The sequence below is a fragment of the Pseudomonas sp. NFR16 genome (assembly GCF_900108875.1).
GTDB lineage: Bacteria > Pseudomonadota > Gammaproteobacteria > Pseudomonadales > Pseudomonadaceae > Aquipseudomonas.
This window is the reverse complement of sequence record NZ_FNYJ01000008.1, coordinates 160,346-172,679: the sequence shown is the minus strand read 5'-3', so window position 1 is coordinate 172,679 and position 12,334 is coordinate 160,346. Positions and strand designations below refer to the sequence as shown.

Below are 12,334 nucleotides of genomic sequence, written 5' to 3'. Positions count from 1 at the left end.
GCGCCTGCAGGCTCGGCGTTCCCTCCACGATCACCGGGTCTGCATGGAATTTATCCGCACACGCATCGAAACCCAGGTCATGAGCATGACAGGCCTGGCCCTGGGTCAGCTGGACATGGAAAACCCCAAAGGCGATCCCGGCCTGTTCGGGCCACAGGCGGTGTGCTGGCAGGTGCATGGCGACTTCCCCAGCATGCTGATCGGTGGCATCTGCGCCCTGATGCTGCAAATGCTGCATCCCCGCGTATTGGCGGGCGTTTGGGATCACTCCAATTTCCGAGAGGACATGATGGGACGGCTGCGGCGCACCGGACAGTTCATTTCCGGCACGACCTTTGGTTCGACCCAGGATGCCAACTGGCTGATCGACAAGGTGCGCGGCATTCATGCGCAGATCAGCGGCACCGCCCCAGACGGCAGCACGTATGCCGCCGATGATCCGCAGTTGCTGACCTGGGTGCATGTGGCCGAAATCAGCAGCTTCATGGCCGCGCATCTGCGCTATCTCAATCCGGACCTTTCATTACAAGATCAGGATCGGTACTACGCCGAAACCGCGGTCGTGGCCGAACGTCTGGGCGCGCGAGACGTGCCGCGCTCCTTGCAGGAAATTGCCGCTTACCTGCAGCGAATGCGTCCGCAGCTGCTGTGCGATGAACGCACCCGCGAGGTGCTGAGCATTCTGCGCAACGCCCCGGCGCCCAGCCGTATGGCCAGGCCAATGGGCAATCTGATGATGCAGGCCGGTATCGAGTTACTGCCGGCCTGGGCCAGCGGCATGTTCGATATCCAGATGAGCGACTTCAAGCGCAGACTGATTCGCGCCGGAGTGAACCGTACCGCGCCTGTGCTGCGCTGGGCCGTGCGCAACGCCTCGGTTCATCGGGCCAGACGCCGAGTGGGAGTGGCTTGATTCGTCCAACGCCCCCCATCAACTGCGCAAGCCCCTTACTCGACAAGAGCCATTGAAGCTCTGGGGATTGTCGTGGAACGTCAGTCTGTCCCGCGTGAAGCAAAACGACAAAGGGCTTAAATTACCCCCGTCATTCATGCCACCATGTGCGCCCTTGATTCCGCCGTGCCGGGTATCCCGCTCAACGCGAACGAACCGGCGCCAGAGCCACAACAATGAGGATTCGTACCATGCAAGACGTCGTAATCGTTGCCGCCACCCGGACCGCGGTCGGCAGTTTCCAGGGCTCGCTGGCGACCATCCCTGCCGTTGACCTCGGTGCGGCGGTCATCCGTCAGTTACTGGCACAGACCGGGCTGGACGGTGCGCAGGTCGACGAAGTCATCATGGGACAGGTCCTTACCGCGGGCGCGGGACAAAACCCTGCGCGCCAGGCCGCGATTAAGGCGGGCCTGCCGTTTGCCGTTCCTGCGATGACCCTGAACAAGGTCTGCGGCTCCGGCCTGAAAGCGCTGCACCTGGCCACTCAAGCCATTCGCTGTGGCGACGCCGACGTGATCATCGCAGGGGGTCAGGAGAGCATGAGTCTGGCCAATTACGTCCTGCCGGGCGCGCGCACCGGTCTGCGCATGGGCCACGCCACCATGGTCGACACGATGATCAGCGACGGTCTGTGGGACGCCTTCAACGATTACCACATGGGCATCACCGCCGAAAACCTGTCGGAAAAGTACGACATCAGCCGTGAGGCGCAGGACGCTTTCGCGGCGGCGTCGCAACAGAAGGCTGCCGCCGCCATCGAAACCGGACGATTTGCCGACGAAATCACCCCGATCCTGATCCCTCAGCGCAAGGGTGACCCGATCGCCTTCGCCACCGATGAACAGCCGCGCGCAGGCACCACTGCCGAATCGCTGGCCAGGCTCAAACCGGCTTTCAAGAAAGACGGCACGGTGACCGCCGGCAACGCTTCCTCGCTGAACGACGGCGCCGCTGCAGTGATCCTGATGAGCGCGAAAAAAGCCGAAGCGCTGGGCCTGCCGGTATTGGCGCGAATCGCCGCGTACGCCAATGCCGGTGTGGATCCGGCGATCATGGGCATCGGCCCGGTGAGCGCCACGCGCCGTTGCCTGGACAAGGCAGGCTGGTCGCTGGATGAACTGGACCTGATCGAAGCCAACGAAGCCTTCGCCGCACAATCCTTGTCGGTGGGCAAAGAGTTGGGCTGGGACATGGAGAAGGTCAACGTCAACGGCGGCGCCATCGCCATCGGCCACCCGATCGGTGCATCGGGCTGCCGCGTGCTGGTCACGCTGTTGCACGAAATGATCAAGCGCGACGCCAAGAAAGGCCTCGCGACCCTGTGCATCGGTGGCGGCCAAGGCGTCGCCCTGGCACTGGCTCGGTAGTTATCCGCGCCGGAGACGCCCGAACGATTGCCCGCGCCGGTGGGTTCGCGGCAAGCCCCTGCAGCCGATGCTCTGTCATCGGCTGCAATCCCGCCTCGGAACGGGTCCGCGCTCTTACGACTCTCTAAACCGATTGATGCTGCCTGCGCCGTTGCTTGCCAATAACACCGGCAGGACCAAACTGCTAAACTGGCGCGCCTTATTCCTGCCCCAAGGCGCCGCGCATGTCTTCGTTGAATCAGGCGCTCAGCGTCGCCCTCGATAACCGTCAATCTCTGCTCGCCGAACTGCACACCCAAGGCACTGACTGCTATCGCCTGTTCCACGGCAGCCAGGAAGGCGCCGGCGGCCTGACAATTGATCGCTATGGTCCACAGTTGTTGGTGCAGAGTTTCCATAACAGCCTGGATCGCGAGTCATTGCTGGCGCTGCACGAGGCGGTCAATGCGCGTCTGGACCTGGAGCTGATGCTGGTTTACAACGACCGCTCGCAGGGCAACTCGCGGATTGATCGCAGCGACGCGGTGTACAAGGCGGACGAAACCGCGCTGGGCGATCTGGTCGGGCATGAATGGGGCTTGAATTACCGGGTCCGCGGCCGGCACGCCGGACAGGATCCGCTGCTGTTTCTCGACCTGCGCAACGCCCGGGGCTGGGTCAAGGACCACGCCAAAGGAAAGAGTGTCCTCAACCTGTTCGCCTATACCTGTGGCGTTGGCTTGAGCGCAGCCGCTGGCGGGGCGCGCGAGGTGTGCAATCTGGACTTCGCCGAAGGCAATCTGGCGGTGGGGCGCGAGAACGGGTTGCTCAATCCGCAGCTGCCGACGATGCAATTCATTCAGTCCGACTACTTCCCGGCGATTCGCCAACTGGCGGGCTTGCCCATCGCATCCCGTCGAGGCCAGAAACTGCCTGCGTACGCCCGCCTCGAACCGCGCCAGTTCGACCTGGTATTGCTTGACCCGCCGGCGTGGGCGAAGAGCGCCTTTGGTACGGTCGATCTGCTGCGTGACTACCAGAGCCTGCTCAAACCGGCGTTGCTGACCACCGCTGACGCTGGCGTGTTGATCTGCTGCAACAACCTGGCGAAGGTGAGCATGGAAGACTGGCGCGATCAGGTCCTGCGTTGCGCGAGCAAGATCGGCCGCCCGGTACGCGACTGTCAGGTGCTTTCGCCCGGCGCCGACTTTCCGTCACAGGACCAGCAGCCGCCGCTTAAGACATTGATACTGCAACTCTGATTACCCACCGAACGGATAGAAATTTCCCGCGAGCATTGAGGCGATCGACTTCGGAACCAGATTGGCGTGCCATACTCCAAGCACCTCCCATCGAGAGAGTCGGCGACCTACATGCCCAACGGATTGAAACGCGCCATCGGCGCCTTGCTGGCCGTCTTCGCAATCTACAGCTTGCTGGGGTTTCTGATCCTGCCGGGCATTGCGTTGCGGGTGATCAATCAGCAATTGGCCAATTACGCTACGGTTCCGGCGCGAGTCGAACGTCTGGAGCTCAATCCCTACAGCCTGAAAGTGACGCTGTGGGGCCTCAATATCGGTGCTCCCGGCAAGGAGCAGATTGGTTTCGAGCGCCTGTACGCCGACCTGCAGATCGACAGCCTGTGGACCAGGGCCCTGCACCTCAAGGCTGTGGAACTGGACAAGCCCAAGACCGAACTGCTGTTCTCCAAAGACGGCACGCTGAACCTGGCGGGCCTGTTCAAGTTGCCGCCCAGCGAACCCGCCAAGCCGGACGAGCCGCCCTCGAAGCCGTTCCCGCTGCGAATCGACGAAATCAAGCTGGCTGACGGTTATGTGCATTTTCAGGATCTGCGCCCCAGCGAGCCGATCGAGTTTCTCTACGACACGTTGAATTTCGAGCTGAAAAACCTCAGCACGCTGCCCGAGGACAATGCCGACATGACGCTGGTCGCCGCCGGCCCCGAGGGCGGGCAAATCGACTGGGTCGGGCGAATCAGTCTGGTGCCGATCACCTCCGAAGGCACGCTCAAGGTCACCGACGGCAAGATGAAAGTCTGGTGGCCGTACGTGCGCGACGCGCTGCCGTTGGTGCTGAAAGACGGCGTGCTGAACTTCAATACCCATTACAAATTGAGTCTGGCCAAAGAAACCGAGCTGTTGCTGGACAACACGTCGTTGAGCGTCGCGCCTTTCGCCATTGATGCGCCTGATGGTCGGCCACTGGCCCGCCTGAAGAACCTTGAGGTGAGCGACACTTCCATCGATCTGGCCAGGCAATTGGTCAGCGTCGGCAAGATTCGCAGTCAGGGCCTGGAAACCTGGGCCGCGCGGGAGCCTGACGGGCAGCTCGACTGGCAGAAGCTTTTCGCCAGTCAGCCGTCCAGGGCTCAGGCCAAGAAAGACGAGGCGGCGAAGCAGGAACCGGCCACCGCTACGGGCACCGAGACTACCGCCAGACAGGAGTCCGCAGCACCGGGCAAGCCGTGGCAGGTTCTGTTGCGCGACACCCAATTGCGCGACTACCGCATTCATCTGGCCGACAAAGTGCCGAAGGAGCCCGTGGTGCTGGACCTCGGGCCGTTGAATCTGGACATGACGGGCTTCGACAGCCTCAATCAGTCGCCTTTCAAGCTGAAGCTCGATACCGGGCTGGGCAAACAGGGCAAGCTCACCGCCGAGGGCGAGGTCAATCTGGCGCCTGTTCGCGCGAAGCTCAATGTCACCACGCGCGACATCGACCTGCGGATCGCTCAGTCTTACGTGACGCCGTTCATCCGCCTGGAAGTGCGCAGCGGCATGCTCAACACCGATCTGGCAGTCGACCTCAAGAGCACCGAACCACTGGCGCTCGGCATTACCGGCAAAGCTCAGGTCGACCAACTGCATACCCTCGACACGCTGAAATCGAGGGATTTCGTGAAGTGGCAGCGCGTCAATGTCGAGGGCTTGGACTTCCAGCTCGGTGACAGCCTCAACATCGCCGCAATCAACCTTGAGCAACCTTACGCCCGCTTCGTGATTGCCGATGACCGCACCACCAACATCGACGACCTGCTGATTCCGCAGCCTGTCGACAAGGCCCCTGCAGCGCCCAAGGCAAAAACTGCGTCTGCCGACAAACCGATGGCCATTCACATCGGCGAGGTCAATATCAACAATGGCTCGGCAAACTTCGCCGACTTCAGCCTCACACCGAATTTCGCGACCGCCGTCCAACAACTCAACGGCAAGATCGGCACCCTGGACAATCGTCAGGACAAGCCTGCGCCGGTGGACATCAAGGGCAAGGTGGATCGCTACGCGCCGGTGACCATCAAAGGAGCGCTCAATCCCTTCAACCCGCTGGCGAGTCTGGACATCGCCACCAGCTTCAAACGCGTCGAACTGACGACGCTTACGCCCTACTCCGGCAAGTTCGCAGGCTATCGAATTCGCAAGGGCCGCCTGAACCTGGACCTGCATTACCTGATCACCAAGGGCCAGCTTAAAGCGGAAAACAAGGTCGTAGTGGAGCAGTTGCAGCTCGGTGAGAAGGTCGACAGTCCGGATGCGGTGAACCTGCCGCTCAAGCTCGCCATTGCCCTGCTCAAGGACGTGGACGGCAGGATTTCGATCGAGCTGCCGGTGACCGGCGATCTGAACAATCCACAGTTCAGCGTCATGCCGATCGTTTGGCAGACCCTGCGCAATCTGGTCGTGAAGGCGGCTGCCGCGCCGTTCAAGTTCATCGGTGGCCTGATCAGCGGCGGTGGCTCTGAAGACCTGGGCACTGTGGCGTTTGCACCCGGTTCGGACGACCTAAGCAGCGAAGCTCAGGCATCGCTGGACAAACTGGCCAGCGCACTCAAGGAGCGTCCGGCACTGCGCCTCGAGATCGAAGGCACCAGCGCCGAGGCCAGCGACGGTCCGCTGATTGCTCAGCAACGTCTGGAGCGCGAGTACCAGAGCACCTATTATAAGATCCTCCAGCGCCGTGGTGACAAGGTGCCGGCGCAGGCAAGCGACCTGCAAGTGCCGGAAGACGAGAAAGCACCGATGCTGGAAGGCATTTACCGCACGCGCCTCAAGCAGCAGCCACCGGCGCAATGGGTTGATCTGGGCAAGGAAGAACGTCAGAACAAGATGCGTGATGCTGTGCTCAAGTCGTGGAGTTCCAGCGCGCTGCTGCTGCGTCAGCTTGGGCAGGCGCGCGCCGGCAGCATCAAGGACTATCTGGTGGACAAGGGACAATTGGCCGATGATCGGGTCTATTTCGTTGACGCAAGCCTCGGCCAGCCGGAAAAAGACGGCCGCGTCGTGAGCCCTTTGCACCTGGATAGCGAGTAATTACTTTTGAAGAATGTGCGTACGAGGATAGCGATCGTTCTCGGTTTGATGGCGTCGACCGGTTTGGCTCACGCCGACACGCTGCGCTGCGGCAGCCAGTTGATCAGCGAAGGCGACCGTATGTTCGAAGTCCAGCAGAAATGCGGCCAGCCGGTCAGTCAGGACATCATCGGCTACAAGGAAACCGTCAACCATTTCCGGCAGGTGGATCAGGTGCAGGTTCAGGAATGGATCTACGGCCCGAACAACGGGATGTATCAGTACCTGCGGTTTGAAGGTGGCAAGCTGGTGGAAATCAACAGCAAGCGGGGCAAATAGCACCGTTCAAAAACCTTGGGCGCTTGCTCGCGAAGACTGGTTTTCAGCAGAAACATCTCCACCTCACACACCGGCCTCTTCCCGGCTAAAGCCGGTCCTACAGCGGCTGCAAGTTTTTCGTAGGACCGGCTTTAGCCGGGAAGGCGTCGACTGTTACGCCGTAGAACTAAGGGTGCGTTAAAGACAGTTGGCTCACTCCCACAAGGGCATTGCGGCGTGGCGTGGTCTCGCGCCAGGCACCCGAACCGGTGGGAGCGAGCTTGCTCGCGAAGGCTGATTTCCAGACGCTAAATCTTCACGATATGCACCGGCCTCTTCCCGGCTTAAGCCGGTCCTACAGTGGCTGCAAGTTTTTCGTAGGACCGGCTTTAGCCGGGAAGGCGTCGACTGTTACGCCGTAGAACTAAGGGTGCGTTAAAGACAGTTGGCTCACTCCCACAAGGGCATTGCGGCGTGGCGTGGTCTCGCGCCAGGCACCCGAACCGGTGGGAGCGAGCTTGCTCGCGAAGACTGATTTCCAGACGCTACATCTTCACGATACGCACCGGCCTCTTCCCGGCTAAAGCCGGTCCTACGAAGGTTGCAAGCTTTTCGTAGGACCGGCTGCAGTCGGAAGGCGTCGAGCGTTTCAAGAATCGCGGCGTCTCCCGACCCCGCACATCGCGCTATTTTCAGATTCTGAATTGTTTCACCAGTCCACCCAGACGGTCGCCCAGGGCGGTCAGGCTGCGTGCGGTTTGTGCGCCGCCTTGCGCGTCGTCGGCGACTTCGTCCACGGCCTGAGCGATCTGGGTCATGCTGCGGCTGATCTCCTCCGCGACAGCGGTCTGTTCCTCGGAGGCGCTGGCAATTTGCGCGTTCATGTCGTTGATGGTTTCGATCAACTGGCCAATCGCATCTAGCGACGTGCCGGCTTCGTTGGCGAGTTCACCGGTTGTCTTGCCGGTGTCGCTGGAGCGACTCATGGCGACCACGGCATCCTGCGCGCCACGTTGCAGCGAGCTGATCATGTCGTGGATCTCCTGAGTGCTTTGCTGGGTGCGGCTGGCCAGCGCGCGAACTTCGTCGGCGACGACAGCAAAACCACGCCCGGCATCGCCCGCGCGCGCCGCTTCGATGGCCGCGTTGAGCGCCAGCAGGTTGGTCTGCTCGGCAACCGAGCGAATCACATCCACCACCGTTGCGATGGATTGCACATCCTGACGCAGGTGATCGAGCGACGAACTGCTCGCGCCTATTTCGCCAATGAGCGCGTGAATGCTGTCGATGCTTTTATTGACGACGGTCTTGGCATCCAGCCCGACATCGCTGGTTTTGCGCGCGGCCTGGGAGGCGCCCTGCGCGCTGATCGACACTTGATGCGCCGCCGAGGACATCTCGTGAATCGCGGTGGCGACCTGGTCGGTTTCCTGCCGCTGGCGGCCCATCGCCTCCTCCGACCGTTGCGCCTGAGACGACATGTCGCCCACCAGGCTGTTCAACTGCCCGGTCATCTCGGCAATCTGGCGAACCAGCCCGTGGATCTTCTCCACGAACTGGTTGAACGACCTGGACAGCGCGCCCAATTCATCATTGCCGCTCTCAGGAAGACGACGCGTCAGGTCGCCGTCGCCGGCGGCGATGTCGTCCAGATTCTGTTTGATCACCAGCACCGGCTTGACCAGGCCGTTGCCGAGCACCAGCCCGACCAGTGCGACGATCAAGAGAAACACCGCGATGATCGCGACGATCAGCGCGGCAGAAGAGCCGATGCGGCTTTGCGTGGACTGCGCGATGGCAGCGACCTGATTATCGATGTCGTCAAGGTTGGCCTGCGTGCCAAACGCCAGGTCCCACTTCTGCAGGTATGAGGTGTAGCCCAGTTTGGGAATCGGTTTGTCGCTGCCCGGCGTCGGCCAGTCATAGCGGAAGAAATGAGTGCCGTCTTTGGCCTTGTCGACCAGGCCACGGATGACATAGACGCCGTTGGCATCCTTGGCGTCGGAAAAGTTCTTGCCGATGTCGAGGTCCTTGTCGGACCAGAACACGCGCACGTAGGACGAGTTGTAACCGAAGAAGTAACTGGCCTTGTCGTACTGCAGGCTCTTCAGGACTTTGAGCGCGCGATCACGAGCGTCCATGTCGCCAGGCGCGGAAGCGTCGTAGATTGGCTTGATCGCCGCCTCGCCGATCTGCTGATAATTCTTCAGCGACAGTTTGCGTTCCTCAAGCAGCAGCGCGCGAGTTTGCTCCACTTCCTGAGTGGCGAGCTTTTGCAGCACGACCCAGGTGATGCAGCTGATGACCGCAGCCAGCAGCAGGCTCGGGATGATGGCAAGGAGAATGACCTTGCGGCGTAGATTCAACGTCACGACTATTTCCTTGTATGCAGGAAGTATCATTTTTGATGATAAAAAATGACCAGTAGCTCTTGTAGTTAATGGTCGCGGGACGACAGCTTCACCTCACCGTATCGCAGGTTCAGGCCAGATCTTTAGGATCCTATTTATATAAATTACAGGCGAAATATGTCACAAGGCTAGTATTCGATTTCAAGATCGATAACCATGATGGAGAGGCTTCCACTATTGCTTTGGATGATGTATTTCAGCGCGGGATGCGGTGGCTCTTATCCCGCGTGATGACCGCCCTTTCAGGGAGAAACATGATCGTCTGGCGTCTTGAAACGGCCAATCACTGCCAAGGTGCCGGATCACCAAAGAGCTGACCTTGCACACCCTTGATGTCCATTTCTGCGAGCACCTGATGCTCTCCTGCGGTCTCGACGCGCTCGGCAATCAATGGCAGATCGATGCTGTGCGCGGCCCGCTGCACAGCCTCGATGAACAGGCGCTTGTGGTTCTCCTGATCGATGGCCCGGATGTAACTGCCATCGATCTTCAGATACGCCAGCCCCAGATGCGCCAAGTTACCGATGATGCTGAAACGCCCACCAAAGTGCTGCAGCGCCAATGAGAATCCCGCCTCTTGCAACCGCCGGGTCAGTGTTTCCAACAGCGCCTGCTCCGGCAGTTGCTCTTCGCCGATTTCCAGGGTCAGGCGCGGCCCCAGCCCAGGGTGTGCACGCAATGCTTCAACGGTGCGGGTCAACGCTCTGGAGTCATTCAGCGTCGCTGCCGAAAGATTCAACGCCAGACGCTGGTCGTGCGTCTGCAGATGCTGAAGCACCTGCTCGAGCATCAACAGATCGTGCCGGGACGACCAGCCAAAGCGCTCGATCCATGGCAGGAAGCGCCCGGCGGGAATCGTCTGGCCATGCGCATCGACCACGCGGGAAAGCACTTTGTAATGCAGCACCTGGGTGGGCTCTCTGGCATCGACCACCGGCTGAAAAAACAGCTCAAAGCGACCGTGGATCAAGGCCCCGTCCAGCAATCGATGCCAGGCATGATGGTCTTCGCCCAGATCGCCAATTGCGCCACGTTCAATGCAGTTCCACGTAGGATCGCCGCCCGCCTCGGCCTGCGACAGCGCCTGATCGGCCAGCCCCAGCAGGGTCAGCGACGAGTCGCCGGGGCTGTACGGCGCAAGTCCCATGTACGCCACAGGCGCAACATCGCAGGCACCGGTCGTTTCGAGGCTGCGCAGCGATGTTGCAAGGTTATGGGCGAGTTGCAGGGCATCTTCGCGCACCATGCCGGGCGCAAGTACCGCGAACTCACCGCCCCGAATGCGGCTGATGAAGTTGCGCGTCTGTGCAAAGGGCTCGCACTGACGCACCAGCAGCTCGGCGACCGCGACGATGAGGGCGTCGGCGTGCTGGCCGCCCTGACGCTCGTTCAGCCCGGCCAGATCCTTGACCCGCAGCAGCAGCAAATAACCTGCGCGGCTGTCTTCCAGCTGACTGACACGCGCAGTGAGTTGCATATCGAAGTAGCGCCGGTTGGACAGACCGGTAAGACTGTCCTGATAAGACTCGACACGCAGCTGCTCGCTGCGCTCGGTGTTCTCCTCGAACAGCGCCTTGAGTTTCTCGACCATCTGGTTCATCGCCTGAACCACACGGCGCAGCTCTGGCGTACGCGGCAACTCGGGCGAGGTGAGAAACTCACGACGGCCGATCGCCTGAGACTGCGCCACCATGTAGTCCAGAGGTTTGAGCTGACGACGCAAGAGCAGCCCGCCCGCCAACGCACTGACGACGCCGCAGGCGACCAGCCAGCCGAGACTGCCGAGCGCGCTTTGCCACAGCTTGGCCAGCGCGAACATGGGATGGCTGACCACTTCCACTCTCGCCGTCTGCTGCCAGCCCCGGCTCACGATGGCTTCGCCGGCGCCGGGCTCGAGCCCTGTCGCGTCGACGAACCATTTCGGTACATCCTGAATGCCGGTCGCCGCGCGGCGTTCGACGATTGCAGCGCCGCTGGCCAGATCAACCACACGAATGCTGGCGTAATAGCCGCTGTCAAAGATCGACGTCACCATCAGTTCGATCATTGCCGGGTCGTCGATATTGGCGCTGAGCGATAACGCCAGCGAGGTGGCGGCGTCCTGCGCGTGGGAACGCAACTGGTTGACGTACTGCGCCCTGGAGCTTTCCAGGCTGACGACGAAGCCACCGGCGAAGGCGACCACCAGAAACAGACAGATAGCAATGAACAGCTGCTTGAACAGTGACATCAGTGCTCCTCATTTCCAGGCTCGGTCGGGAAGCCTTCGGCACCCATTTTTTTTAGTACGTCCTGCCAGCGCGACAGACGTTTGCTGTCACCTGTTTTTTTATTGCCCTGCGGGCCAGGCAGCCACACGCCTTGCGCGTTGAAGGCGTAGACCGGCAACAGATCCGGGCGCTCGCTGGCAGGTTTGATGTCGTTGATCAGGCTGTCGAGCACCAACGGCACTGCGTTCGGGCTCGAATAGTAGGTCAGCACCATGTGGGCGCGATTCAGGCGCAGCGCTTTGACGTAGGTAATCAGCAGTTTCTCGCTCGGAATACCCAGTCGGCGGAGGCTGAAATATTTAGCGATGGCGTAGTCTTCACAGTCACCGGCGCCCAGGATCAAGGATTCGACAGGCGTGGCCCAGTAATCGACCTCATGCCACAGGTCGATGTCTTCTTCGTAGCGCAGCTGCTTGTTGAAGAACTGATTCACCACAGCCAGCTTGTCCATTTCACTGACCTGCTTCTCGGTTGCCAGCAGATCCTGCCAGGCATCGATGCGTTGCCGTCCGCCCCCCGACGGCCCATACAAGGTTTCGGCGCGGCGACTGATTTCGGAAAAATCCCAGTCGGCGGCAAGGTAACCCACATACGCCATGCACATCGTCGCCAGCGCGAATAGCAGCCGACTCCGGAAGCGCTTATGAGCTGGACGTACTGCCAATTTTTTTATCCATCTGGCAGGCGGGTAACTCAGGCGATGGTGAGCGGTCGGCGGGCAAAAGAC

General features: G+C 60.8%; 8 protein-coding genes. 5 read left to right on the top strand and 3 right to left on the bottom strand.

Features of this window, described 5'->3' with window-relative positions:
* Positions 1-43: 43 nt before the first annotated feature.
* From BMZ10_RS25870 to BMZ10_RS25850, 5 genes are all read left to right on the top strand, one after another.
* The gene (locus tag BMZ10_RS25870) at positions 44-913 is read left to right on the top strand and encodes an oxygenase MpaB family protein (RefSeq protein WP_093469213.1); all 870 of its coding nucleotides are present in this window, start codon (positions 44-46) and stop codon (positions 911-913) included.
* Positions 914-1,143: 230 nt separating this feature from the next.
* Positions 1,144-2,322, top strand: coding sequence for an acetyl-CoA C-acetyltransferase (locus BMZ10_RS25865; protein ID WP_093469210.1), 1,179 nt, complete (start codon positions 1,144-1,146; stop codon positions 2,320-2,322).
* Positions 2,323-2,546: 224 nt separating this feature from the next.
* Positions 2,547-3,563, top strand: a complete 1,017-nt coding sequence (locus BMZ10_RS25860; RefSeq protein WP_093469207.1) for a class I SAM-dependent rRNA methyltransferase — start codon at positions 2,547-2,549, stop codon at positions 3,561-3,563.
* 111 nt (positions 3,564-3,674) lie between these two features.
* A complete protein-coding gene (locus BMZ10_RS25855) occupies positions 3,675-6,629 on the top strand; it encodes a DUF748 domain-containing protein (protein ID WP_177182224.1) in 2,955 nt (984 codons plus the stop codon).
* Positions 6,630-6,677: 48 nt separating this feature from the next.
* Positions 6,678-6,947: a DUF2845 domain-containing protein gene (locus tag BMZ10_RS25850; RefSeq protein ID WP_093469202.1), complete on the top strand. Its 270-nt coding sequence runs from the start codon at positions 6,678-6,680 to the stop codon at positions 6,945-6,947.
* Positions 6,948-7,618: 671 nt separating this feature from the next.
* Here the strand turns inward: BMZ10_RS25850 and BMZ10_RS25845 are convergent.
* The 3 genes from BMZ10_RS25845 to lapG all read right to left on the bottom strand — a co-directional run bounded on the left by BMZ10_RS25845 (position 7,619) and on the right by lapG (position 12,271).
* Positions 7,619-9,298 (bottom strand): methyl-accepting chemotaxis protein, encoded by a 1,680-nt coding sequence (locus tag BMZ10_RS25845; RefSeq protein ID WP_093469199.1) that lies wholly within the window; start codon positions 9,296-9,298, stop codon positions 7,619-7,621.
* A 322-nt stretch (positions 9,299-9,620) separates the two neighbouring features.
* Positions 9,621-11,567, bottom strand: coding sequence for a cyclic di-GMP receptor LapD (gene lapD / locus BMZ10_RS25840; RefSeq protein ID WP_093469196.1), 1,947 nt, complete (start codon positions 11,565-11,567; stop codon positions 9,621-9,623).
* The gene (gene lapG / locus BMZ10_RS25835; protein ID WP_371266275.1) at positions 11,567-12,271 is read right to left on the bottom strand and encodes a cysteine protease LapG; all 705 of its coding nucleotides are present in this window, start codon (positions 12,269-12,271) and stop codon (positions 11,567-11,569) included. The genes lapD and lapG overlap by 1 nt, the downstream gene beginning before the upstream one ends.
* Between the last annotated feature and the right edge of the window lie 63 nt (positions 12,272-12,334).

Coding starts and splice junctions, on each gene's coding strand:
- BMZ10_RS25870 (WP_093469213.1), top strand. CDS start 44: ATGGAATTTATCCGCACACGCATCGAAACCCAGGTCATGAGCATGACA.
- BMZ10_RS25865 (WP_093469210.1), top strand. CDS start 1,144: ATGCAAGACGTCGTAATCGTTGCCGCCACCCGGACCGCGGTCGGCAGT.
- BMZ10_RS25860 (WP_093469207.1), top strand. CDS start 2,547: ATGTCTTCGTTGAATCAGGCGCTCAGCGTCGCCCTCGATAACCGTCAA.
- BMZ10_RS25855 (WP_177182224.1), top strand. CDS start 3,675: ATGCCCAACGGATTGAAACGCGCCATCGGCGCCTTGCTGGCCGTCTTC.
- BMZ10_RS25850 (WP_093469202.1), top strand. CDS start 6,678: ATGGCGTCGACCGGTTTGGCTCACGCCGACACGCTGCGCTGCGGCAGC.
- lapD (WP_093469196.1), bottom strand. CDS start 11,567: ATGTCACTGTTCAAGCAGCTGTTCATTGCTATCTGTCTGTTTCTGGTG.